Raw genomic sequence first — 22,358 nt, 5'->3', positions numbered from 1 at the left:
CTTCGGATCCCCGAAATGCTGTCAATCCGCGTCTGAGCGAGGTCTCGTCGAGCCGCCGCGGCTAGCGTTGAACGGTTGCCCGCGCATCGGGCACCGTACACCTGGAGGATCCATGACAGCGCCCGCTGCTGCCGACCCGACCCCCGCCGATCGCCGGCGCTGGGCTCGCTATCTCGTGGAGGAGCGCGCCGAGGGCGCGGTCTATCAGAAGCTCGCGGCGCGCCGCACGGGGGAGGAGCGGGACATCCTCCTGAGGCTCGCCGATGCCGAGCGCCGCCATGAGCAGCACTGGCTCGACCTTCTCGGCACGGAGCCTCCACGGCTGCCGCGTGCCGGCGTCCGCTCCCGGCTGCTCGGGTGGATGGCGGGCCGCTTCGGATCCATCTTCGTGCTCGCGCTCGCGCAGAGCGCCGAGGCGCGTTCGCCTTACGATTCCGAGCAGTACGCGACCCCGGCGATGCGTGCCGACGAGAAGGTGCACTACGAGGTCGTCCGCGGACTCGCAGCGCGCGGGCGGAGACGCCTCTCCGGGTCCTTCCGCGCCGCGGTCTTCGGTGCCAACGACGGTCTCGTGAGCAACCTCGCGCTGGTGCTCGGCATCGGTGCGACCGGGGTCAGTTCCGGATTCGTCCTCTTCAGCGGGATCGCAGGGCTGTTGGCCGGCGCGCTGTCGATGGGGGCCGGGGAGTTCGTGTCGGTGCGTTCGCAGCGTGAGCTGCTGGCCGCGACGGAGGCGAATGAGGACGCTCATGCCGCAGCCGGTGACCTCGACATCGACGAGAACGAACTCGCGCTCGTGTACCGGGCGCGCGGCATGGACCAGGAGGAATCGCTGTCGCGCGCGCGACGCATCGTCTCGGCAGCGCAGGCGGGCGTCAGTCGTGCGGCGACCGGACCTGTGAACATTCAGGCCGGAGACGATCACGAGATCGTCGGAAGCGACTGGACAGCCGCGATCTCGAGCTTTCTTCTGTTCGCCTCTGGAGCGATCATCCCGGTCCTGCCCTGGATCTTCGGCCTCCAGGGCGCCACGGCGATCATCGTCGCCCTGGTCCTGGTCGGCATCGCACTGTTGAGCACCGGGGCGATGGTCGGCGTGCTCTCGGGCGGCCCGCCTCTGCGCCGAGCTCTCCGCCAACTCGCGATCGGTTTCGGTGCCGCAGCGATCACCTACGTCCTGGGCCTGGTCTTCGGCGTCGGCGCGGTCTGAGTCCGGAGCGCACACCCCGGGGCCGGCCGACGATCCGGCCCCGCGGGGTTGCCCCATGCAGCGAAGAAGGCCCCGGATCCATGGATCCGGGGCCTTCTTCTTCTTGTGCGCGGAGGGGGACTTGAACCCCCACGCCCTTACGGGCACTACGACCTCAACGTAGCGCGTCTACCATTCCGCCACCCGCGCAGGTTTTGGATGATCGTTGCCGACCGAAGAATGACATTACCACGTTCCCTGCGGCCTCTCGAACCGAGCGGTACGCCCGGGCGTGGCTCGCCGTTTCGATAGCCTTGAGCACATGACCGATCCCTCTCTTCCCGAGGTCGTGCGCATCGCGAGCGACCTCATCCGCTTCGACACATCCAACTTCGGTGGAGGGAATGCGAAGGGCGAGCGCGAGGCCGCGGAGTACGTGGGCGCCTACCTCGAGAAGCTCGGGCTGGAGGTCGAGTACTACGAGCCGATCGAGCGCCGCACCAACGTGATGGCTCGTGTTCCGGGCCGTGATCGGAGCAAACCGGCACTCGTCGTGCACGGACACCTCGACGTCGTGCCGGCGATGGCGGACGACTGGAGCGTCGACCCGTTCGCCGGTGTCGTCCAGGACGGGATGCTGTGGGGGCGCGGCGCCGTGGACATGAAGAACATGAACGCGATGATCCTCACCTCCGTCGCGGAGATCCTCCGGGCGGGGGAGCAGCCGGAGCGCGACCTGATCCTGGCGTTCTTCGCCGATGAGGAGAACGGCGGTGTCGAGGGTTCGGCGCTCGTCGTGCAGAACCGCCCGGAGTGGTTCGCAGGGGCGACAGCCGCGATCAGCGAGGTCGGAGGCTACTCGATCACCGTGGATGACCGGCGCGCGTACCTGCTGCAGGTCGGCGAGAAGGCGCTGATCTGGATCCGCCTGGTGGCGAAGGGGCGTGCGGGTCACGGCAGCCGCCTGCACGACGACAATGCCGTGACGAAGCTCGCAGAGGCCGTCGCAGCGATCGGGCGCACGCGCTGGCCGATCCGTCTCACGCCGACGACCACAGCACTGTTGGAGGGCCTCAGCGCGCTCAGCGGGCGCAGCGCGGACGATCCCGATGCCCTCGCCGCCGCCGCGGGGCCCGCCGAGGCCTTCCTGCGGTCTTCGTTCCGAACGACGACGAACCCCACCGCCCTCACCGCCGGCTACAAGCACAACGTGATCCCAGAGCGTGCCGAGGCGCTCATCGACGTGCGGGTCATCCCGGGCACCGAAGACGATGTCCTGGCCGAGCTCCAGCAGATCGTGGGCGATGAGATCGTCATCGAGACGGTCGTCCGCGACATCGGTATGGAGACGCCGTTCGAGGGTGAGCTCGTGGAAGCGATGGTCGCCAGCATCGGCCGTCACGACCCCGGGGTTCCCGTGATCCCGTACCTGCTGGGCGCCGGCACAGACAACAAGGCACTGGCCTTCCTGGGCATCACCGGCTACGGGTTCGCCCCGTTGAAGCTCCCCGCCGAACTGGACTTCACAGGAATGTTCCACGGAGTAGATGAGCGCGTCCCCGTAGAATCGCTTGTCTTCGGCCAGCGCGTGCTGGCCGATCTGCTTCGCACGTACTGAGCGCCGCCCGCTCCGTGCCCTCACAACACCGAAAGCCTCTTCATGCACCTGCTCGAAGCACTGATCCTGGGCATCGTCCAGGGACTCACCGAGTTCCTCCCCATCTCCTCCAGCGCCCACCTGCGCATCCTCGGCACGTTCCTCCCGTCGGGAGAAGACCCCGGGGCGGCGTTCACCGCGATCACGCAGATCGGCACCGAGGCGGCGGTGGTCGTCTTCTTCTGGCGTGACATCGTGCGCATCATCGGCCAGTGGTTCCGCTCGCTCGTCGGCAAAGCCCCCCGCAACGACCCCGATGCGCGGATGGGCTGGATGATCATCATCGGCAGCATCCCGATCGTGGTGCTCGGGCTGCTCTTCCAGGACCAGATCGAGACCGTGCTCCGCTCGATGTGGATCGTCGCGATCATGCTCATCGTCTTCGGCATCCTGCTCGGCGTCGCCGACTACGTGGGGGCGAAGCGCCGCAAGCTCGACGATCTGACCTATCCGCACGGCGTTGCCTTCGGTTTCGCGCAGGCGCTGGCGTTGATTCCCGGGGTCTCCCGATCCGGCGGCACGATCACGATGGGTCTGTTCCTCGGCTATGAGCGCGCCGCTGCTGCGCGCTACGCCTTCCTGCTCGCGATCCCCGCCGTGTTCGGCAGCGGCTTCTACCAGGTCTTCAAGAGCTGGGACGAGCCGTCGTTCTTCTCGTTCGGCGACACTCTCGCAGCGACCGGCATCGCGTTCGTCGTGGCGCTCGGCGTCATCGCGTTCTTCATGAACTGGATCTCGAAGCGCAGCTTCCTGCCGTTCGTGATCTACCGGATCCTGCTCGGCACGGTGCTCCTGGTCCTGCTCGGCACCGGTGTGATCGCGGCCTGACCCGGCTCAGCGTTTGCGATCTCCCGGGCCGTCGTCACGGCGGCGGAGATACCGTTCGAACGCCTGCGCGATCGCATCGCCCGACGCCTCGGGGGAATCCCACGTGTCGCGCGTGCGCTCGAGCTGACGGATGTACTCGGCCATGTCTTCGTCTTCCGACGCGGCCGCGTCGATGGAAGCCTCCCAGGCGGCGGCCTCGGTGCGCAGCGTCTGGCGGTCCACGTCGGCGCCGGTCAGTTCCTCGAGCCGGTCGAGCAGTGCGAGCGTCACCTTCGGCGATGGCGTGGCGGACGCGACGTAGTGCGGCACGCTGGCCCACAGGCTGGCGGTGGGGATCCCTGCGTTCTCGGCGAAGTGCTCGATCACGGACAGGATGCCGACGGGCCCCTCGTAGAGCGAGCGCTCGAGGTCGTGTGCTTCCCGCACCTGCTCGTTCTGGCTGGAGGCGAAGATCGAGATCGGCCGCGTGTGCGGGACGTCCGAGAGCATCGCGCCGAGGGTGACGAGTCCGGTGATGTCATCGCGCAGAGCCACGTCGATGAACTCCGAGGCGAACGCCTGCCAGGTGCGGGCGGGTTCGGCGCCCGTGAGCAGCCAGAACTCGGGTCCTGGCCCCGGGTCGCGCGGGCGCCAGAGGCCCGCTTCCGGCCACGTCAGCTGACGGCGGCCCTCGGCATCCATCCGACTCGACGGGCGCGTGTACTGGTAGTCGAAGAAGAGTTCGGGATCGACGGAATGCACGAGGTCGTACTCCGACGACGCCCGCAGCGCCTCGATGGCGCCGCTCGCCGCTTCACCCGCATCGTTCCAGCCGTCGAAGGCGGCGATGACGATGCGCTGACCGAGAACATCCATCGAGGGCTCCCTTCGAGATCGTGGACGATATCCCTCCAGGCTAGTCCGCGACGGCGGGATGCGGGCGGCACCCCGGCTAGCATGGGTTCAGTGAGCAGAAAGCCCAGCGCGGTCCTGTGGGACATGGATGGAACACTCGTCGACACCGAACCGTATTGGATGGCGGCCGAGACGGCACTCGTCGAATCCTTCGGCGGATCGTGGAGCCACGAGGATGCGCTGCAGCTTGTCGGAAGCGGATTGCTCGACAGCGCGGTGATCCTGCAGGGCGCCGGTGTCGCGATGGAGGCGGAGGCGATCGTCGACCACCTCACCGATGCCGTTCAGGAATCGCTCCGCAGCCAGGGCGTCCCGTTCCGGCCAGGCGCCCGCGAACTCCTCCGAAACCTCCGAGAGGTCGGCATCCCGACGGGTCTCGTCACGATGTCGCTGCGGAGGATGGCGCTGAGCGTCGTCGATCTGATCGAGTTCGACGCGTTCGACATCGTCGTCGCCGGGGACGATGTCGACAACCCGAAGCCGCATCCGGAGCCCTATCTGCAGGCGGCGGCACTCCTCGACGTCGACATCGCCGACGTCATCGTCATCGAGGATTCGCCGACGGGCGTCCGCGCCGGCCTCGCGTCGGGCGCGCTGACTCTCGCCGTTCCGCACATCGTGCCGCTCGACCATCTGGGCGCCCACGAGCTGTGGCCGACCCTCGCCGGCAGGAACGCCGGTGACCTCACCGACCTCTTCGACAGCATCAACGTCGCGACGGGAGCATGCTGATGACCGATAGCCGCGCTCCGAGGCCGAGTGGTCCGTTCCGTCCGGGCGATCGCGTGCAGCTGACCGGCCCCAAGGGCCGCCTGCACACGGTGACGCTTCGCGAAGACGGAGAACTGCACACCCACCAGGGCGTGCTGCGCCATCGTGACCTGATCGGCCTTCCCGACGGCTCCGTCGTGGCCAACAGCTCCGGCCACGACTACCTGGCTCTCCGTCCGCTGCTGAGGGACTTCGCGATGTCGATGCCGCGGGGCGCGGCGATCGTGTATCCGAAGGACGCGGCGCAGATCGTGATGCAGGCCGACATCTTCCCCGGAGCGACAGTGGTCGAGGCCGGAGTCGGCTCCGGCGCGCTCTCCCTCTCCCTCCTGCGGGCCGTCGGCCCGGCGGGCAACCTGATCTCGTTCGAGCGACGCGAGGACTTCGCCGATGTGGCTCGCGGCAACGTCGAGACGTTCTTCGGCGAGCACCCCGACACCTGGCGCGTCGTCGTGGGCGACCTCGTCGAATCGCTCCCGAGCGAGGTGCAGCCTGGCACCGTCGATCGTGTGGTGCTGGACATGCTCGCTCCCTGGGAGTGCATGGACGCCGTCGCCGATGCGCTCACCCCCGGCGGCGTGGTCCTCTGCTACGTGGCCACCGCGACGCAGCTCTCCCGCGTGGCGGAGTACATCCGCGGTACCGGACTCTTCACCGATCCCGATGCCTCCGAGACGATGGTCCGGGGCTGGCATGTCGAGGGGCTCGCCGTGCGCCCCGACCACCGCATGGTCGCTCACACCGGGTTCCTGCTGACGGCGCGGCGGCTCGCGCCCGGGGCCATCGCGCCTTCGGTCAAGCGGCGTGCCTCCAAGAGCAGCTACGGCGACGAGGATGTCGAGGCGTGGACCCCCGGAGCCGTCGGTGATCGCGAGATCAGCGACAAGAACCTGCGCAAGCGCGCGCGAGAAGCCGAGAAGGCCGCCGAAGGGGCGCGCCTTGCTGCGGCCTCGCGCGATTCCGGGCACGCGACGGAATAGACTGGAGCGCGTGCGTAAAACGTCCGCCGTTCTGGCCTCCCTCAGCCTTGCCGTCCTCGCTCTGACCGGCTGCACCGCCGTGGCGCCCGAGAGCGACGCCGCCTGCGATCGCGGGGCCGGGTCGACCGATATCCGCGACGCGGTGACCGTCGAGGGCGACGTAGGGTCGACTCCGGATGTCAGCGTCTTCAGCCCGCTGCACCTCACGAAGACGGCGTTCGCCGACGCGACGGTGGGCGATGGTCGGAAGATCCTCGACAACTCGCAGGCACTCGTGGTGGAGCTCTCGATCTTCAGCGGTGAGACCGGCAAGCAGGTCTACGCGACTTCCTACGACGAGTCCAAGGGGCAGGTCTCCACGGCCGATTACTGGGCGACGCAGTCGCCCGGACTCGAGTCGGTGTTCTCGTGCGCGACCGCGGGGTCCCGGATCATCGCGGCCCTCACCCCGGAAGACTTCGGCGCCAACAACCTCCAGGGCTTCGGTCTCGAGGCCGACGACAACGCGGTGTTCGTCATCGACGTGGTCGATGTCTTCCTCTCCCGCGCCGAGGGTTCCCTCCAGTTCAACGATGCGAAGGGTATGCCGACGGTGGTGCGCGCCCCCGATGGCACGCCCGGGGTCATCATTCCCGACAGCGCTGCACCGACGGAGCAGGTGGTGCAGACCCTCATCAAGGGTGATGGTGAAGAGGTCGAAGCGGGCCAGATCCCCCTTCTGAACGTGATGGCCGTGGGCTGGGACGACAAGAAGGTCATCAACAGCACCTGGGGCCAGGGACCGACGGGCGATCTCTCGACCTCGGCTCCGACCGTTGCGGAGGCTCTCGTCGGCAAGACCGTGGGCTCGCAGATCCTCGTCGTGACTCCCGCCGGTGACGGCGGCCCTGCCGTCGCCTACGTGGTCGACATCCTGGGCGCAGTCACGGCGCCGACGCAGTGATGGCCAGCCGGATCCCCGCGGAGGAGCGCCTGACGAATCTCGTCGTGGCGCTGATGGCCACGGAGATCGGGCTGACCAAGCAGCAGATCCTCGACAACGTCTCGGGATATCGGCAGCGGGCGGACGCGGGCACCCGATCCGACGCGCTAGAGAAGATGTTCGAGCGCGACAAGGACGAGCTGCGCACCCTCGGCGTGCCGATCGAGACGATCGGGGATGCCGCCGATCCGAATGACCTCAGAGAAGCTCGTTACCGTATTCCGCAGGCGGAATACGACTTGCCCAGCGACATCGAGTTCTCCGCCGCCGAACTCGCGGTGTTGCGGCTGGCGGGCAGCGTGTGGAGTGCGGAGTCCGTCTCGGGCGATGCGCAGTCGGGGGTTCGGAAGATCCGTGCGCTGGGGATCGATGGCGACGAGCCGATCATCGGATTCGCTCCGCGGATCACCGCCCGCGACGCCGCTTTCACACCTCTCCAGGACGCGATCGAGAGGAGTCGCGTCGTCACCTTCGACTACTTGAAGCCGGGCGAGGACGCACCACGGCGACGAAGGATCCGCCCGTTGGCGCTGGTCGACTACGAGGCCCGATGGCATGTGTTCGGCATCGATGTGGATGTCGAGGAGGACCGCACGTTCCTGCTCAGCCGGATCGTGGGCGCCGTCAAGGTGAGCACGACGACCTTCGACTCCGCGCTCCGAGACGGAGCGGGGGAGCGGGCCCTTGCCGGTCTGGAGCGAGTCGCTGCTGCGAACTCGGCACTGCTGGAAGTGACGCCCGGCACCGAAGCTGCGCTGCGGCTCGGACGACGTGCGACAGCTGCGCCGCAGGGGATCCATGTGCCATTCGTGGACCTGCACATCTTCGCCGACGAGCTCGCCTCCTACGGACCGGAGGTCCGGGTGGTCGAACCGGCCGCGCTGCGCGACGCGGTCATCGACCGGCTCCGGGCGGTCGTCGACGCGCACACAGATCGGGCGGAGGCATCATGAGTGCGAAGTCCAAGCCGCTGCTCGCGGCCGATCGTGTCCGTCTCTACCTCACTCTCGTGCCGTACCTGCTCGAGCACGGTCAGGTTTCCCTTGCCGAGGCTGCTGAGGAGTTCGGTGTGACGCCGCAGGAGATGCGCGGGATGGTCGAGAAGCTGACCGTGATCGGGCTCCCCGGGGAGTCCGGCTACTGGCAGCAGCCGCAGGAGATGTTCGACATCAACTGGGACCTGCTCGACCTCGAAGACGTCATCGAGATCACGAACGACGTGGCCCTGCGTCGAGTCCCCCGCTTCACCGCGCGAGAGGCGGCAGCGTTGCTGGCCGGACTGCAGATGGTCGCAGCAGTGCCGGCGGTCTCCGACTCGGGCCTCGTCGCCGGCCTCATCTCCAAGCTGTCCCGCGGCGCAGCCGATGCGCCCGCCGAGGTCGTCGTCGCCCCGAGCGCCGTCGACGAGGTCCGTGAAGCGGTCGCGCGAGGCCTGCACGACGGCGTCGCGATCGCGTTCACCTATCAGGCCCCCGATGCCGCGCCGACGACCAGAACGGTCGATCCGATGCAGATCCTCATCACCAACGGCCAGTGGTACCTGCAGGGCTGGTGCCACATGCGGCGGGCGATGCGGACGTTCCACCTCGACCGCGTCAGCGCGCCGACCCTCACCGAGATTCCGATCACCCACGGCGGCGAACACGTCCCTGAGGCGTTCGCCGGTCTCGACGACGAGCGCGAAGTCACCGTGCGCGTGCCGGAGCGGCTCGAGCCCCTGTTGAGCGGCTTCGTTCCCACCGGGCAGCCCGATGTGGTCGACGGCGCGGTGACCACCACGCTGCACCTCGCCGATCCTCGTGGCGTCAAGCGGCTCGCCGGGCGATTCGGCGGCGCGATGGAGGTGCTGGAGCCGGGGATCGCCCGATCCGCGACCAAGGATTGGGCCGCGTCGGGACTCGCGCTGTATCGCCGACCCGATATATCTCAGAGATCTGTAGACTGAACCGAACGCTCATCGACGACGGGAATCCTGACATGTTCGCTGGAATGCAAGGCTGGCACCTCCTCATCGTGCTCGCCGTGATCCTCCTTCTGTTCGGTGCCGCCAAGCTGCCGGCTCTGGCGAAGAGCATGGGCCAGTCCGCCCGCGTCTTCAAGGGCGAGATGAAGGCGATGAAGGACGAAGACGCGTCTCGCGCCGACTCGACCGTCGCCGAACCCACGTCGGTCAAGGACTCGGGCGCAGACCCTGAGACTCCGCCTCGCGCCTGACCGGCCGTGGCAGCCATCGAACCGACCGTGATGCCGAAGGCGGATCGGGATCGGCGGATGTCGCTCGGCGCGCATCTCGTCGAACTGCGCAAGCGTCTGATGTACGCAGCGCTCGCTCTGGTCGTGGGCATGGTCGTGGCGTTCATCGTCGCCGACCCGGTCATCCACTTCATCACGGAGCCCATCCGCATCATCACCGAGAAGCGCGGTGATGACTTCAGTGCGCTCAACTTCGGCACGGTGACCGCCGCGTTCGACATGCGGATGCGGATCGCCTTCTCCATCGGTTTGTTCATCTCGGCGCCGGTCTGGCTGTGGCAGGTCTGGGCGTTCATCATGCCCGGCCTGACCCGCAAGGAGATCAGGTACACCGTCGGTTTCGTCGTCGCCGCAGTCCCTCTGTTCTTCGCCGGTTGCTATCTGGGCGTCATGATCATGCCGCACGTGATCGAGCTGATGTGGAGCTTCACGCCGGACGGCGCGACCAACTTCTACTACGCGCAGGAGTACTACGACTTCGTCTTCAAGCTGATGATCGTCATCGGTGTCTCGTTCGTGCTGCCGGTGTTCCTCGTCGCGCTGAACCTCGCCGGCGTCATGTCGGGCAGGGCGATCCTCAAGGGGTGGCGCATCGCGATCATCATCGCGACGGTCTTCGCGGCGCTCGCGACCCCGGCCGCCGACGTGGTCAGCATGCTGATGCTCGCCGGCATCCTGATCGTCCTGTTCTTCGCCGCCGCCGGCCTCTCCCTGCTGTTCGACCGACGCAAGCGTAAGCGCGACGAGGCGACCGGGCTGTTGCCGGACCCGGTATGAGCTCGCCCTCCGATCGGTACGCGCAGGCGCAGCAGGCAGCGGAGCACCCGGAGTCCTCGGCATTCGCCGCGCTGCAGAAGTTCCAGCTCGATCCGTTCCAGGTCGCGGGATGCCACGCACTGGAGAACGGCCGCAGCGTGCTGGTGGCGGCGCCGACGGGGGCAGGGAAGACCATCGTCGGCGAGTTCGCGATCCATCTCGCGATGCGGACGCCGAACGACAAGGCGTTCTACACCACGCCGATGAAGGCGCTCTCGAACCAGAAGTTTCGCGAGCTGGTCGAGGTGTACGGAGCAGATCAGGTGGGTCTGCTCACGGGCGACACCAACATCAACGGCAATGCGCGCATCGTGGTCATGACCACCGAGGTGCTGCGGAACATGATCTACGCCGACTCCGCCGCGCTCGACGATCTGCGCTACGTGATCATGGATGAGGTCCACTACCTCGCGGACCGTTTCCGGGGTGCCGTGTGGGAAGAGGTCATCATCCACCTGCCTCAGCGGGTGCGGCTGGTCTCGCTGAGCGCCACGGTCTCCAACGCCGAGGAGTTCGGCGACTGGCTCGACACGGTGCGGGGTGACACCGACGTCATCGTCTCCGAGATCCGGCCGGTGCCCCTGGAGCAGCACGTCCTCGTCCGCGATGATCTTCTCCCACTGTTCGACGATCGCGCGGGTATCGCGACCGCGCAGGTGAACCAGGAGTTGATGCGGATCCGTTCGTCGACCGGGTCGAACTACGACAACAACCGGCAGGCGCAGTCGTATCGCAGCGATCGTCACGCCGGGCGTCAGGCGAAGCGCCCGCCGCGCGGCGGGCGACGACCCGTCCGCGCCTCCAATGCCCGCCGGATCGAGCGGATGGATCGCCCCGAGGTCGTGCATCTCCTCGAGCGGGCGAACCTCCTCCCGGCGATCTTCTTCATCTTCAGCCGCGTGGGGTGCGACGCCGCGGTGCAGCAGGTACGGCGCTCCGGCCTTCGGCTGACCTCCCCCGAGGAGCGGGCGGAGATTCGCTCCCTCGTAGAGGACCGGACGCGCACCCTCCAGGACGAGGACCTCGACGTGCTCGGCTACTGGGAGTGGCTCGACAACCTCGAGCGCGGCGTCGCCTCGCACCACGCGGGTCTGCTGCCGGCGTTCAAGGAGGTCGTCGAAGAGCTGTACCGACGCAAGCTCATCAAGGTCGTCTTCGCGACGGAGACTCTGGCGCTCGGCATCAACATGCCCGCCCGAACGGTCGTTCTCGAGAAGATGGAGAAGTTCAACGGCGAGGCCAGGGTCGCGATCACCTCGGGGGAGTACACCCAGCTCACCGGCCGCGCCGGCAGACGGGGCATCGACGTCGAGGGTCACGCGGTCGTGCAGTGGACCGAGGGGATGGACCCGCAGGCCGTCGCCGCGCTGGCGTCGCGACGCACCTATCCACTGAATTCGAGTTTCCGGCCCACCTACAACATGGCCGTGAATCTGATCGACATGTTCGGCAAGGCCAGGGCCCGACAGATCCTCGAGTCGTCCTTCGCACAGTTCCAGGCCGATCGCTCGGTCGTCGGGCTGGCGCGCCAGGTGCGTGAGGCCGAGGAGTCGCTGGCGGGCTACCTGAGTTCGATGACCTGCGAGCACGGGGATTTCGCCGAGTACGCCGCGATTCGCCGGGAACTCAGCGATCTCGAGAAGAAGAATCGCCAGGACTCCCAGGCGCCGCGGGCGTCGCGCGACAAGCGGATGAAGCGCATCCAGACTCTGCGCACGCAGATGCAGCGCCACTCGTGCCATCGCTGCCCCGATCGGGAAGCGCACGCGCGCTGGGCGGAACGCTACTGGAAGCTCAAGCGACAGACCGACCGGATCCGGCGCCAGATCGAGACTCGTACCGGGACGGTGGCGCGCGTTTTCGACCGTGTCGTCGAGGTGCTGGAGACACTCGACTATCTGACGGAGGTGGACGGCGAGACGACACTGACGGAGGCCGGCCGCACGATGCGTCGGATCTACGGAGAACGCGATCTGCTCGTCGCCGAATCGCTGCGGCAAGGACTCTGGGCGGGTCTCGATGCCCCCTCTCTCGCAGCGATGGCGTGCTGCCTCGTGTACGAGCCGCGACGTGACGAAGCGAACTCGGGGGAGCGCGGCCTCCCACGCGGTGCATTCCGAGTGGCATATGAGAAGACGACCACGCTCTGGGCCGAACTCGACGACCTCGAGCAGGATCATCGTCTGCCGGGAAGCGAACCGCTCGCGGCCGGACTCGCGGGTGCGATGCATGCGTGGGCTCGCGGCGGCATGCTCGACCGGGTGCTGATCGACGCGGACATGGCCGCGGGAGACTTCGTGCGCTGGGCGAAGCAGACCATCGACCTCCTCGATCAGCTGTCCATCGTGGCTGAGGATGCGGCTGTCGCCCGCACCGCCCGCAGTGCTCTCGACGGCGTGCGCCGCGGCATCGTCGCCTACTCATCGATGTGATGATGGCACCGACATCCGCGGAAGCCGCTGCGCCCGAGCGCGCCCCCTTGCCTCTATGGGCAGCGGCCCTCGCCGCCGCGCTCGGGGCTCTGCTGATGAACTTCTCGTACCCGGGTGCCGCGGTCTGGGCTCTCGCGTTTCCCGCGACCGCACTCCTGCTCGTCGCCCTGATCGGCCGTCGTTTCTGGGGTGCGCTTCTGATCGGGTTGGTCTACGGCATCCTCTTCTTCGCGCTTCTGGTCTCGTGGACGTCCCGCTACCTCGGCCCGATTCCCTGGGCAGCGCTCAGCGTCGTCGAAGGCGGCCTCACCGGCGTGGCCCTCGTGCCGATCGCGCTGGCCTACCGATGGCTGCCTCGCGCCTTTCCCGGCACTGCAGGACGCATTCTGGGGCTTCCCCTGGTCGTCGCGGCGCTGTGGGTCGGGCGGGAGCTGTTCGTCGGCTCCTGGCCGTACGGAGGGTTCCCCTGGGCGCGCATCGGGATGAGTCAGGCCGAGAGCCCTCTGGCGCCGATCTCATCGTGGTTGGGAGTGAGTGGTCTCAGCTTCGTCATGGTGCTGCTGGTGGCGATCCTGATCGAGGTGGTCCGCCTCCGGGCATGGCGTCGTCGGCTCGTCCTGCTGGTACCGACGGGACTCGCGGTCATGATGCTCTTCACCCCGCTCTTCCCGACCGCGTCTTCGGGGTCGATGACGATCGCCGCGGTTCAGGGCAACGGGCCGACCGGCTATTTCGACGAGCGCGAGCCGTTCTCCGTGATCCAGGCGCAGACGGAGGCGACGGCGCCGCTCTACGGTGAAGACGTCGATCTCGTGGTGTGGCCTGAGGGCTCGCTGGACGCTGACCCCTTCGAGAACGAGGCGATCGCCCGCAGGATGACTCTCGTGTCGAATCGGATCGATGCGCCGCTGCTCGCTAACGCGGCGACGGCGCGGGACGGTCTCTACTTCAACACCTCGATGCTGTGGACGGCCGACGGCACGGCCACCCAGATCCACGACAAGAGGCACCCCGTTCCGTTCGGCGAGTACGTGCCGGATCGGCCGTTCTTCAACGCCCTCGCGCCCGATCTGATCGGCCTGATCCAGCGGGAGTACACGCCCGGTTCGAATCCGCCGATCGTCGAGGTGGGGGGAGTGCCGGTCGGACTCGCCATCTGCTTCGACGTCATCTACGACGATGTGATCCGAGAAGGCCTGAACGACGGCGCCGAGGTGTTGGTCTTCCAGACCAACAACGCCGACTTCCGGGGCACCGACGAGAACCTCCAGCAGCTGTCCTTCGCCAGGATGCGCGCCATCGAGACAGGGCGCAGCGTCGTCAACGTGTCGACCGTCGGCACCAGCCAGGTCATCCGGGCGAACGGGTCTACCGTCACGAGCCTGGACGCAGGAGAGGCCGGAGCACTGCTCGAGGATGTCGAGCTGCGTTCCGGCCTCACGGCGGGGGTTGTCCTGGGCCCCTGGATCCAGCAGTTCCTGCTGTGGGGCGGTCTGGGCGCGCTGCTCCTCGGGTGGTGGCGCGCCCGGGGCGTTATGCCCCGATCTTCTCGCGGGTAGGGTCTTCGCCGGCGCCTCGGCGTGCGCGGATGAAGGCGAGGCGCTCTTCGAGCAACTCCTCGAGTTCCGCGCGGGTACGGCGCTCCATGAGCATGTCCCAGTGGGTGCGAGCGGCCTTCTCGTCGCTCGCTTCGAGCGTGACGGCCTGGCCGTCGACGTTCAGGCGTGCTTCGGCGCCACAGGCGCGGCACTCCCAGGTCTGGGGCGGTTCGGCGTCCGCCGCGAACATGAGGTTCGTTACGTGGCCGCAGGTGTCACAGGTGTAGGTGGTCTCACGGCGCTCCATGAAAACGACGCCCTCTTCGCTCTGTAGGCTCTGGGCGCCGAGTCGGATGCCGCGCAGGCTGCGATCTGCCATTTTGTGGTCCTCTCGTCGCTGTCAGGTATAACGCTCCAGCCTGTGCGCTTCATCCACGCGGGCGACTTCTCGGCGCGATTCACAGCGGAATCCCAGCGCCGGAGGTTATGGGGCGCGTCGGGTGCTATTCCGCAGCGAGGGCCCGAAGTGCGACGTCAGCACGATCTGAGACGATGCCATCGACTCTCGCAGCCACGAGGCGGCGCATGTCGCCGGCGTCGTTGACGGTCCAGACATGTATCTCGACGCCGAGGCGGTGGGCCGCGCGGACGAGCGCGGGGGTGAGCACCGTGAGCGCTCCGTGTCGCTCGGGAATCTGCAGCGCGTCGATTTCGCGGAGGACACGCGCGGGGGAGAGGCGGAGTGCGGACAGCGCACGCAGTGCCGCGATCGTGCGGCTCCCGCCGGATGTCGCAGGCCGAAGCGAGGCACCGGCCCGCAGCACGGCGGCGACGGCGGCGCGGCGGTTCGCGTCCGAGAAACTCGTGACGAGCACGCGGTGGGTGTCTTCGGCGAGGATCGGCCCGAGTGGGTCGACGGCAGTCGGCGTCTTCACATCGATGTTGAAGCGGACCTCGGGAAAGGAGTCGAGCGCCTCCGCGACAGTGAGCAGCCCGCCGTGGGCAGAGAAGATCTCTCGCAGTTCTCGCGTGCGGACCTCACGTACCGCTCGGGTGTCGCCGACGAGCCGCTCGAGCGTCGAGTCGTGGAACAGCACCACGTCGCCGTCCGCCGTCACCTGACAGTCGGTTTCGATGTACTCGACGCCCGCAGCATGGGCGGCGGCGAATGCCACGGCGGAGTTCTCCCAGATGCCCGAGTCCTCGCCCTCCGCGGTGATCAGACCGCGATGAGCGAGGACTCGGGGATGCCGCGCCTTCGTGAAGTACGGGTGCGTCACGCGCCGGGAAGGGTGTTCGTCGGGGCCTGGCCCGGCTTCGGGGTGAACGCGCTGCCGATGCCCTTGAGCGCCTCGGTCAGTTCGCTCGGGATGATCCACAGCTTGTTGGACTGCCCCTCGCTGATCTTCGGCAGCATCTGCAGATACTGGTAAGCCAGGAGTTTGTCGTCGGGCGCACCCTGGTGGATAGCGGTGAAGACGTTCTGAATGGCCTCGGCCTCGCCCTGTGCGCGGAGCACGGCGGCCTGCTTGTCTCCCTCTGCCCGGAGGATCTCGGCCTGACGGGCGCCCTCTGCCTCGAGGATCGCCGACTGCTTGGTGCCTTCCGCGGTCAGGATCGCGGCGCGGCGATCCCGCTCCGCGCGCATCTGCTTCTCCATGGAGTCCTGGATGGAGATGGGCGGATCGATCGCCTTCAGTTCGACTCGTCCCACGCGGATGCCCCACTTGCCGGTCGCCTCATCGAGCACGACGCGGAGCTGGCCGTTGATGTTGTCACGGCTGGTGAGCGCTTCCTCGAGGTTGAGGCCACCGACGACGTTTCGCAGCGTCGTCGTGGTGAGCTGCTCGACCGCGCCGAGATAGTTGGCGATCTCGTAGGTCGCCGCCCGGGCATCCGTCACCTGGAAATACACCACCGTGTCGATCGAGACGACCAGGTTGTCCTCGGTGATGACCGGCTGAGGGGGGAAGGAGACGACCTGCTCGCGCATGTCGATCAGCGGCCGGAGACGGTCGATGAACGGCACGAGGATGTTGAGTCCGGGAGTGAGGGTCTTGTGATACCGGCCGAGGCGCTCGACCACGCCGGCGGTCGCCTGCGGGATGATCCGGATGGCGCGCGCGACGGTGACCACCACGAAGATGATCACGGCGATGGCGAGTATCCAGCCGATCGCTGCGGGGATGAACGATGCGTCGTCCACGGGGTTCTCCTAGTCGTTGACGGGTCGGACGATGGCGGTCGCGCCGTTGATCGCGCTCACGGCGATCGGTGCTCCCTGCGGGATGGGGACCGGGGTGGCGGCGCGCGCGGTCCAGGTGTCGCCGTTGGCGAGCTTCGCCTGGCCGGAGATCTGCGTGATCTCGACCAGCGCGATGCCGCGCAGGTCGACGAGAGCATCCACATTGGACTTGGTGGGATCTTCCCCGCGCTGCAGGCGCTTGAGCAACGGTGGTCGGAGGAAGAGGATGAAGACCGCAGCCGCCGCGGCCGCGATGATCACCTGCACCCAGACCGGCACGCCGAGCAGGTCGGTCACCAGCCCGACGACGCTGCCGAAGCTGAGCATGAGGAACGTGAAGTCCAGCGAGAGCATCTCGATGACGAGGAACACGGCGATCAGGACCAGCCAGCCGATCCAAGCCCATTGGTCGATGAACGTGACGAAAGTCGTGAAGTTGTCCATGCGGCCTCCTTTGTGGTCAACGTATCACGCGGGGGACCGCCGATCCGGGTGCCACTGCGCTCCCTTGATAGTGTGAGTGGGCCGTGCGATCACGGCCTTTTCGCGCATCATGAGGAGTCACCGTGACCGACGTTCTTCCCGCAGGTTCCCTGGACGGCAAGGTGGCACTGGTCACCGGCTCATCACGCGGGATCGGCGCAGACACCGTCCGCTATCTCGCCGAGGCCGGCGCCGATGTCGTCATCAACTTCCGCAACAAGGCCCCGCGCGCCGAGAAGCTCGCCGCTCAGCTGCGCGAGCTCGGTCGTCGGGCGCTTGTGGTGGGGGCTGATCTCACCGATCCCGCATCCGTGGCGGAGATGTTCGACGCGATCCGCGCCGAGTACGGACGTCTGGACGTCCTCGTGCTCAACGCCTCCGGCGGCATGGAGTCGGGGATGGCCGAGGACTACGCCCTCACTCTCAACCGGGATGCGCAGCTCAACGTGCTGAACGCTGCGATCCCCCTGCTCGGTGACGGGGCGCGTGTCGTGTTCGTCACGAGCCACCAGGCGCACTTCATCCGCACGACGCCGACGATGCCCGAGTACGAGCCGGTCGCGCTGTCGAAGCGAGCGGGCGAGGATGCCCTGCGCGAGCTCATCCCCGGGCTCGCTGAGAAGGGGATCGGCTTCACGGTCGTCTCCGGCGACATGATCGAAGGGACCATCACGGCCACCCTGCTCGAGCGCGCAAACCCCGGCGCGATCGCCGAGCGTCGCGAGTCGGCCGGCAAGCTCTACAACGTCTCCGAGTTCGCGGCCGAGGTCGCCAAGGCGGCGGTGGATCCGGTACCCGCCGACAACACGCGCCTCGTCGGAGATGTGAGCGCGTTCGTCGCCGAGTAGCCGTAGACGAGAATCGGCCCCGCTCTGCTGTTGCAGAGCGGGGCCGATTCGGCGATCGGGAGTCGTCAGCTGACGGGCTCTCCCTTGACGGCTGCGACGTACTCCTTCTCGTCCTTGCCGAGCGTGATCGCACGCACGATCTGGATGATCCCGAGCACGATCAGCGAGATGCCGAGGAGCAGCCAGAAGGCGAAACCGGCGATCAGCGGCGAGAACAGCACGATGATTCCCGCGATGATGCTGAGGATCGCGTACAGAACGGTCCATACACGCGAGCCATCGCTGCCGAGGAGCGTCAGGGCGACGACACCGTCGACGATCCAGCTGACGCCGATGAAGATCACGACGACGAAGGCGAGGGTGGCTGCAGCCGCGCTCAGGTTGAAGAACGCGATGACGCCGGCGACGACGTAGAGCAGGCCGAGGACGATGTGCCCCACACGGGCCCATCCGCCCTTCGCGCCCGAGAAGATTCCGAGCCCGATGTAGACGAGACCGGCGATGACCAGGTACGACGCGAAGATCGCAGTCACGATGACAGCGGACTTCACCGGCCAGACCAGCAGGACGATTCCGGCGATGAGAGCGAGGACGCCGGCGACGGCCAATGTGACCCGGATCGACTTGAACAGCGACTTCGCCTGGGTGAGTGGTTCAGACATGGTGGGGACCCCTTTCTGAGAAGATCCTGTGAGGATGCCCCCTCAGGGTAGCGCCCTCGCGGCACACGATGGGGGAGGAGACCTCACCCGCGTTTCTCGAAGTCATCCCAGGACTCGCAGCGTCATGGCAAAATCGAGTCGTGACAGCCCTGGATGATGCGCGACTGCGCGAACTCGCGGTGATGCGGAAGGTCAGGGACCGCATCGACCGGGAGTACGCGAAGCCTCTCGACGTCGAGGCGCTCGCGCGCGGAGTGCACATGTCGGCGGGGCACCTGAGCCGGCAGTTTCGGGACGCCTACGGCGAATCGCCCTACTCCTATCTGATGACCCGCCGGATAGAGCGAGCGATGGCGCTGCTGAGGAGGGGCGACCTGACCGTGACCGAGGTCTGCTTCGAGGTGGGCTGCTCGTCGCTCGGCACGTTCAGCATGAGGTTCTCGGAGCTGGTGGGTGTCGCACCCAGCGTGTACCGTGAACGCGCCGCGAACGTCGAAGGGATTCCGTCCTTTCAGGCGAAACAGGTCACCCGACCGATCAGGAATCAAGAAGCACCGCGCACCCATGCGCACCTAACGTGAACACCATGAACATCAGCATCCACTACGCCTTCCTCCCACACACCGACGCTGACGCAGCCCTCGCCTTCTACCGAGATGCTCTCGGGTTCGAGGTGCGCAACGACGTCGGGTACGACGGTCTGCGCTGGCTCACGGTCGGTCCTGAGGGACAGCCTGAGACGTCGATCGTGCTGCATCCGCCGGCAACCGACCCCGGCATCACGGATGCCGAGCGGCAGACGATCCTCGAACTCATCGCCAAGGGCAGCTACGCGGCGCTCACTTTGGCGAGCGACGACGTCGACGCCCTGTTCGAGCGCCTCGTCGAAGGCGGTGCCGACGTCGTGCAGGAGCCGATGGATCAACCGTACGGCGTGCGCGACTGCGCCTTCCGCGATCCCGCAGGCAACCTGCTGCGTATCAACCAGGCAGCCTGAACACCCACCGATCCGCGAAGGACGCAGATGACCGTCGATCAGCACCCCGCCGACACCCATGACCTGATCCGCGTGCAGGGCGCGCGTGAGAACAATCTGAAGGACGTGAGCGTCGACATTCCGAAGCGGCGACTGACGGTCTTCACCGGTGTCTCCGGCTCGGGGAAGAGCTCGCTCGTCTTCGACACGATCGCTGCCGAGTCCCGGCGCATGATCGACGAGACCTACAGCGCATTCGTGCAGGGATTCATGCCGTCGGTGCCGCGCCCGGACGTCGACGTCCTGGAGGGGCTGACCACGGCGATCATCGTCGATCAGGAGCGCCTCGGCGCCAACCCGCGGTCGACGGTCGGCACGGTCACCGATGCCAACGCGATGCTTCGCATCCTGTTCAGCAAGCTCGGCCAGCCGTACATCGGCGGCCCGACGGCGTTCTCCTTCAACATCCCCACGCAGAAGGCGAGCGGCGTGATGACCGGCGCGGGCGGGGAGAAGAAGATCGTCAAGGATGCGATCTACCTCGGCGGCATGTGTCCGCGGTGCGAGGGTAGGGGAGCGGTGTCCGACCTCGATCTGGCGCAGATCGTCGACGAATCGAAGTCACTCGACGAGGGCGCGATCATGGTGCCGGGATACACCGCGGACGGCTGGATGGTGAAGGGCTTCTCTCAGTCCGGGTTCTACCCGGCCGACAAGCCGATCGCACAGTTCACGGAGAAGCAGCGTCACCTCTTCCTCTACGGCGAGGTGACGAAGGTGAAGATCTCGGGGATCAACATGACCTATGAGGGTCTGATCCCGAAGATCACCAAGGCGATGCTCTCGAAGGACCTCGACGCGCTGCAACCGCACATCCGCTCCTTCGTGGAGCGTGTGGCGACCTTTGCCGTGTGCCCGGAGTGCGACGGCACGCGACTGACCGAGGGGGCTCGCTCCTCAAAGATCGATGGCATCAGCATCGCCGATGCATGCCGTATGCAGGTCACGGATCTTGCCGATTGGGTTCGTGGGCTCGACCTGCCCGGAGCCGGACCGCTGCTGCAGGCGCTCAGCGCCAACCTCGACGCGTTCGTGACGCTCGGCCTCGGATACCTGAGCCTCGAGCGGCCGTCGGGGACGTTGTCCGGGGGAGAGGCGCAGCGGATCAAGATGCTGCGTCACCTCGGCTCGTCCCTCACCGACATCACCTACGTGTTCGACGAGCCGACCATCGGCCTCCACCCGCACGACATCCAGCGCATGAACGGACTGCTGCTCCAACTGCGGGACAAAGGCAACACCGTCCTGGTCGTCGAGCACAAGCCGGAGACGATCGCGATCGGCGATCACGTGATCGATCTGGGTCCCGGAGCGGGAAGCGCCGGCGGGGAGATCTGCTTCGAGGGCACGGTCGAGGGGCTGAAGACGAGCGGCACCAAGACGGGCAACCATCTCGATGACCGGGCGCGGCTGAAGGATGCGGTGCGCTCGGCGTCTGGTGCGATCGAGGTGCGCGGCGCTACGGCGAACAACCTGCAGAACATCGACGTCAACATTCCCACCGGCGTTCTCACCGTGGTGACCGGTGTCGCCGGGTCGGGCAAGAGCTCACTCATCCACGGCTCGGTGTCGAAGCGCGAGGGTGTCGTGGCGATCGACCAGGCGGCGATCAAGGGCTCACGGCGCAGCAATCCTGCGACGTACACGGGGCTGCTCGAGCCGATCAGGAAGGCGTTCGCGAAGGCCAACGGCGTGAAGCCGGCTCTGTTCAGCGCCAACTCCGAGGGGGCCTGCCCTTCTTGCAAGGGTGCGGGCGTCATCATCACCGAACTCGGTTTCATGGACACGATCGAGACGCCGTGCGAGGACTGCGGCGGCAAGCGCTTCCAGGCGGGCGTCCTGGAGTACAAGCTCGCGGGCAAGGACATCACCGAGGTGCTCGACCTCCCGGTCGCTGAGGCGCGGCTGTTCTTCAGTGAGGGCGAGGCCAAGCTCCCCGCAGCCACGGCGATCCTCGGGCGCATGGAAGATGTGGGGCTCGGCTACCTGTCGCTCGGACAGCCGCTGTCCACGTTGTCGGGCGGTGAACGCCAGCGCATCAAGCTCGCGATACAGATGGGGGAGAAGGGCGACGTCTACGTCCTCGACGAACCCACGACGGGCCTCCACCTCGCGGATGTCGACAAGATCCTCGGACTCCTGGACCGACTGGTCGACTCCGGAAAGACCGTGATCGTCATCGAGCACCACCAGGCGGTCATGGCGCATGCCGACTGGATCATCGATATCGGACCCGGTGCGGGCCACGATGGCGGCAAGGTCGTGTTCGAGGGAACGCCGAGCGATCTGGTATCCCAGAAGTCGACCGTGACAGGGGAGCACCTCGCCGAGTACGTCGGCGCCTGACGTGTAGAGGAGGAGGCCTACGGAAACCGATCGGTTTCCGTAGGCCTCCTCGCCTTTCAGTCCCTCCGGCCAACTCTGCGCACCACTAGAAGCAGAGTCCCCGTCAGCAGCGTGCCTGCAGCGATGAGCAACAGGCGACCGGAGTCCGCACCGGTGACGGCGAGTGACCCATCAGCTGCGGTCAGCACATTCGGCGTCCCGGGCACACTCGGGGTATCGGGTGCGACGGGCGGCTCGCTGGGCGGCACCGCCGCCACCGGATTCTCCAGGCTGATCGCGACGGTGCCGTCGGCGACCGTGAAGGTGGCGGACTCACTCCAGTCGGACGCTGCGGGGTCGGACGAAGTCAGTGTGCCGAGTGCATCAGGCTGGCTTCGATCGATGGACGGAGCAGCCAA

Annotated in this window: 23 protein-coding genes and 1 tRNA gene; 16 read left to right on the top strand and 8 right to left on the bottom strand. The window is 67.1% G+C overall.

Features of this window, described 5'->3' with window-relative positions; genetic code table 11:
• The first annotated feature begins 112 nt into the window (after positions 1–112).
• On the top strand, positions 113–1,210 hold the full coding sequence (locus tag AC6CHX_RS02755; protein WP_498271550.1) for a VIT1/CCC1 transporter family protein: 1,098 nt from the start codon (positions 113–115) through the stop codon (positions 1,208–1,210).
• Between the two features lie 106 nt (positions 1,211–1,316).
• Here the strand turns inward: AC6CHX_RS02755 and AC6CHX_RS02750 are convergent.
• A tRNA-Leu gene (locus AC6CHX_RS02750) sits at positions 1,317–1,399 on the bottom strand.
• A 112-nt stretch (positions 1,400–1,511) separates the two neighbouring features.
• On the opposite strand from AC6CHX_RS02750, the gene AC6CHX_RS02745 reads away from it, so the two are divergent.
• The gene (locus AC6CHX_RS02745) at positions 1,512–2,807 is read left to right on the top strand and encodes a M20/M25/M40 family metallo-hydrolase (RefSeq protein ID WP_498271549.1); all 1,296 of its coding nucleotides are present in this window, start codon (positions 1,512–1,514) and stop codon (positions 2,805–2,807) included.
• A 42-nt stretch (positions 2,808–2,849) separates the two neighbouring features.
• On the top strand, positions 2,850–3,674 hold the full coding sequence (locus AC6CHX_RS02740) for an undecaprenyl-diphosphate phosphatase (RefSeq protein ID WP_376105823.1): 825 nt from the start codon (positions 2,850–2,852) through the stop codon (positions 3,672–3,674).
• Positions 3,675–3,680: 6 nt separating this feature from the next.
• On the opposite strand, the gene AC6CHX_RS02735 is transcribed toward AC6CHX_RS02740, so the two are convergent.
• The gene (locus AC6CHX_RS02735) at positions 3,681–4,529 is read right to left on the bottom strand and encodes a PAC2 family protein (protein ID WP_376105826.1); all 849 of its coding nucleotides are present in this window, start codon (positions 4,527–4,529) and stop codon (positions 3,681–3,683) included.
• A gap of 81 nt (positions 4,530–4,610) precedes the next feature.
• On the opposite strand from AC6CHX_RS02735, the gene AC6CHX_RS02730 reads away from it, so the two are divergent.
• From AC6CHX_RS02730 to lnt, 9 genes are read left to right on the top strand one after another with little or no spacing between them, the layout of a single operon-like run.
• Positions 4,611–5,300, top strand: a complete 690-nt coding sequence (locus tag AC6CHX_RS02730; RefSeq protein WP_498271548.1) for an HAD family hydrolase — start codon at positions 4,611–4,613, stop codon at positions 5,298–5,300.
• Positions 5,300–6,319 carry a tRNA (adenine-N1)-methyltransferase gene (locus AC6CHX_RS02725; protein WP_498271547.1) on the top strand — a complete coding sequence of 340 codons (1,020 nt, stop codon included), beginning with the start codon at positions 5,300–5,302 and terminating at the stop codon, positions 6,317–6,319. The genes AC6CHX_RS02730 and AC6CHX_RS02725 overlap by 1 nt, the downstream gene beginning before the upstream one ends.
• Before the next feature lie 10 nt (positions 6,320–6,329).
• On the top strand, positions 6,330–7,262 hold the full coding sequence (locus AC6CHX_RS02720; protein WP_136043903.1) for an FKBP-type peptidyl-prolyl cis-trans isomerase: 933 nt from the start codon (positions 6,330–6,332) through the stop codon (positions 7,260–7,262).
• Positions 7,262–8,254 carry a helix-turn-helix transcriptional regulator gene (locus AC6CHX_RS02715; protein ID WP_498271546.1) on the top strand — a complete coding sequence of 331 codons (993 nt, stop codon included), beginning with the start codon at positions 7,262–7,264 and terminating at the stop codon, positions 8,252–8,254. Before AC6CHX_RS02720 ends, AC6CHX_RS02715 begins: the two co-directional genes overlap by 1 nt.
• Entirely contained in the window at positions 8,251–9,246 is a 996-nt protein-coding gene (locus AC6CHX_RS02710) for a helix-turn-helix transcriptional regulator (protein ID WP_498271545.1), read from the top strand. The genes AC6CHX_RS02715 and AC6CHX_RS02710 overlap by 4 nt, the downstream gene beginning before the upstream one ends.
• Before the next feature lie 32 nt (positions 9,247–9,278).
• Positions 9,279–9,515 carry a twin-arginine translocase TatA/TatE family subunit gene (gene tatA, locus AC6CHX_RS02705; RefSeq protein WP_498271544.1) on the top strand — a complete coding sequence of 79 codons (237 nt, stop codon included), beginning with the start codon at positions 9,279–9,281 and terminating at the stop codon, positions 9,513–9,515.
• A 57-nt stretch (positions 9,516–9,572) separates the two neighbouring features.
• A complete protein-coding gene (tatC, locus tag AC6CHX_RS02700) occupies positions 9,573–10,331 on the top strand; it encodes a twin-arginine translocase subunit TatC (RefSeq protein ID WP_376107208.1) in 759 nt (252 codons plus the stop codon).
• Entirely contained in the window at positions 10,328–12,802 is a 2,475-nt protein-coding gene (locus AC6CHX_RS02695; protein ID WP_498271543.1) for a DEAD/DEAH box helicase, read from the top strand. Before tatC ends, AC6CHX_RS02695 begins: the two co-directional genes overlap by 4 nt.
• 2 nt (positions 12,803–12,804) lie before the next feature.
• Positions 12,805–14,361 carry an apolipoprotein N-acyltransferase gene (gene lnt / locus AC6CHX_RS02690; protein ID WP_498271542.1) on the top strand — a complete coding sequence of 519 codons (1,557 nt, stop codon included), beginning with the start codon at positions 12,805–12,807 and terminating at the stop codon, positions 14,359–14,361.
• Here lnt and AC6CHX_RS02685 read toward each other — a convergent pair.
• The 4 genes from AC6CHX_RS02685 to AC6CHX_RS02670 all read right to left on the bottom strand — a co-directional run bounded on the left by AC6CHX_RS02685 (position 14,336) and on the right by AC6CHX_RS02670 (position 17,029).
• The gene (locus AC6CHX_RS02685; RefSeq protein WP_029263398.1) at positions 14,336–14,719 is read right to left on the bottom strand and encodes an RNA polymerase-binding protein RbpA; all 384 of its coding nucleotides are present in this window, start codon (positions 14,717–14,719) and stop codon (positions 14,336–14,338) included. The two genes, lnt and AC6CHX_RS02685, sit on opposite strands and share 26 nt — an antisense overlap.
• Before the next feature lie 124 nt (positions 14,720–14,843).
• Entirely contained in the window at positions 14,844–15,620 is a 777-nt protein-coding gene (locus tag AC6CHX_RS02680; RefSeq protein WP_498271541.1) for a glycerophosphodiester phosphodiesterase family protein, read from the bottom strand.
• The gene (locus AC6CHX_RS02675) at positions 15,617–16,546 is read right to left on the bottom strand and encodes an SPFH domain-containing protein (protein ID WP_498271540.1); all 930 of its coding nucleotides are present in this window, start codon (positions 16,544–16,546) and stop codon (positions 15,617–15,619) included. Before AC6CHX_RS02675 ends, AC6CHX_RS02680 begins: the two co-directional genes overlap by 4 nt.
• Positions 16,547–16,555: 9 nt before the next feature.
• Entirely contained in the window at positions 16,556–17,029 is a 474-nt protein-coding gene (locus AC6CHX_RS02670) for an NfeD family protein (RefSeq protein WP_498271539.1), read from the bottom strand.
• A 122-nt stretch (positions 17,030–17,151) separates the two neighbouring features.
• Here AC6CHX_RS02670 and AC6CHX_RS02665 point away from each other — a divergent pair, with 122 nt between their 5' ends.
• Positions 17,152–17,916, top strand: a complete 765-nt coding sequence (locus AC6CHX_RS02665; protein ID WP_498271538.1) for an SDR family oxidoreductase — start codon at positions 17,152–17,154, stop codon at positions 17,914–17,916.
• A 65-nt stretch (positions 17,917–17,981) separates the two neighbouring features.
• On the opposite strand, the gene AC6CHX_RS02660 is transcribed toward AC6CHX_RS02665, so the two are convergent.
• Positions 17,982–18,578 carry an HdeD family acid-resistance protein gene (locus AC6CHX_RS02660; protein WP_136043913.1) on the bottom strand — a complete coding sequence of 199 codons (597 nt, stop codon included), beginning with the start codon at positions 18,576–18,578 and terminating at the stop codon, positions 17,982–17,984.
• A gap of 182 nt (positions 18,579–18,760) precedes the next feature.
• Between AC6CHX_RS02660 and AC6CHX_RS02655 the strand changes: the two genes are divergently transcribed.
• The 3 genes from AC6CHX_RS02655 to AC6CHX_RS02645 are packed head-to-tail and all read left to right on the top strand — an operon-like array spanning position 18,761 to position 21,960.
• The gene (locus AC6CHX_RS02655) at positions 18,761–19,159 is read left to right on the top strand and encodes a helix-turn-helix transcriptional regulator (RefSeq protein ID WP_498272022.1); all 399 of its coding nucleotides are present in this window, start codon (positions 18,761–18,763) and stop codon (positions 19,157–19,159) included.
• A gap of 5 nt (positions 19,160–19,164) precedes the next feature.
• The gene (locus AC6CHX_RS02650) at positions 19,165–19,575 is read left to right on the top strand and encodes a VOC family protein (RefSeq protein ID WP_136043915.1); all 411 of its coding nucleotides are present in this window, start codon (positions 19,165–19,167) and stop codon (positions 19,573–19,575) included.
• A 27-nt stretch (positions 19,576–19,602) separates the two neighbouring features.
• A complete protein-coding gene (locus AC6CHX_RS02645) occupies positions 19,603–21,960 on the top strand; it encodes an ATP-binding cassette domain-containing protein (RefSeq protein WP_498271537.1) in 2,358 nt (785 codons plus the stop codon).
• Between the two features lie 56 nt (positions 21,961–22,016).
• On the opposite strand, the gene AC6CHX_RS02640 is transcribed toward AC6CHX_RS02645, so the two are convergent.
• Entirely contained in the window at positions 22,017–22,358 is a 342-nt protein-coding gene (locus tag AC6CHX_RS02640) for a hypothetical protein (protein ID WP_498271536.1), read from the bottom strand.

The sequence above is a fragment of the Microbacterium sp. GQ128 genome, from assembly GCF_059758615.1.
This window is presented reverse-complemented; position numbering and strand designations above follow the sequence as displayed.

Excerpts from the sequence above, each read along its gene's own strand:
- AC6CHX_RS02655 (WP_498272022.1), top strand. The coding sequence starts at position 18,761 with ATGCGGAAGGTCAGGGACCGCATCGACCGGGAGTACGCGAAGCCTCTC.
- AC6CHX_RS02725 (WP_498271547.1), top strand. The coding sequence starts at position 5,300 with ATGACCGATAGCCGCGCTCCGAGGCCGAGTGGTCCGTTCCGTCCGGGC.
- lnt (WP_498271542.1), top strand. The coding sequence starts at position 12,805 with ATGGCACCGACATCCGCGGAAGCCGCTGCGCCCGAGCGCGCCCCCTTG.
- AC6CHX_RS02710 (WP_498271545.1), top strand. The coding sequence starts at position 8,251 with ATGAGTGCGAAGTCCAAGCCGCTGCTCGCGGCCGATCGTGTCCGTCTC.
- AC6CHX_RS02670 (WP_498271539.1), bottom strand. The coding sequence starts at position 17,029 with ATGGACAACTTCACGACTTTCGTCACGTTCATCGACCAATGGGCTTGG.
- tatC (WP_376107208.1), top strand. The coding sequence starts at position 9,573 with ATGTCGCTCGGCGCGCATCTCGTCGAACTGCGCAAGCGTCTGATGTAC.
- AC6CHX_RS02740 (WP_376105823.1), top strand. The coding sequence starts at position 2,850 with ATGCACCTGCTCGAAGCACTGATCCTGGGCATCGTCCAGGGACTCACC.
- AC6CHX_RS02650 (WP_136043915.1), top strand. The coding sequence starts at position 19,165 with ATGAACATCAGCATCCACTACGCCTTCCTCCCACACACCGACGCTGAC.
- AC6CHX_RS02730 (WP_498271548.1), top strand. The coding sequence starts at position 4,611 with ATGGGTTCAGTGAGCAGAAAGCCCAGCGCGGTCCTGTGGGACATGGAT.
- tatA (WP_498271544.1), top strand. The coding sequence starts at position 9,279 with ATGTTCGCTGGAATGCAAGGCTGGCACCTCCTCATCGTGCTCGCCGTG.
- AC6CHX_RS02685 (WP_029263398.1), bottom strand. The coding sequence starts at position 14,719 with ATGGCAGATCGCAGCCTGCGCGGCATCCGACTCGGCGCCCAGAGCCTA.
- AC6CHX_RS02645 (WP_498271537.1), top strand. The coding sequence starts at position 19,603 with ATGACCGTCGATCAGCACCCCGCCGACACCCATGACCTGATCCGCGTG.
- AC6CHX_RS02660 (WP_136043913.1), bottom strand. The coding sequence starts at position 18,578 with ATGTCTGAACCACTCACCCAGGCGAAGTCGCTGTTCAAGTCGATCCGG.
- AC6CHX_RS02755 (WP_498271550.1), top strand. The coding sequence starts at position 113 with ATGACAGCGCCCGCTGCTGCCGACCCGACCCCCGCCGATCGCCGGCGC.
- AC6CHX_RS02695 (WP_498271543.1), top strand. The coding sequence starts at position 10,328 with ATGAGCTCGCCCTCCGATCGGTACGCGCAGGCGCAGCAGGCAGCGGAG.
- AC6CHX_RS02715 (WP_498271546.1), top strand. The coding sequence starts at position 7,262 with ATGGCCAGCCGGATCCCCGCGGAGGAGCGCCTGACGAATCTCGTCGTG.
- AC6CHX_RS02735 (WP_376105826.1), bottom strand. The coding sequence starts at position 4,529 with ATGGATGTTCTCGGTCAGCGCATCGTCATCGCCGCCTTCGACGGCTGG.
- AC6CHX_RS02745 (WP_498271549.1), top strand. The coding sequence starts at position 1,512 with ATGACCGATCCCTCTCTTCCCGAGGTCGTGCGCATCGCGAGCGACCTC.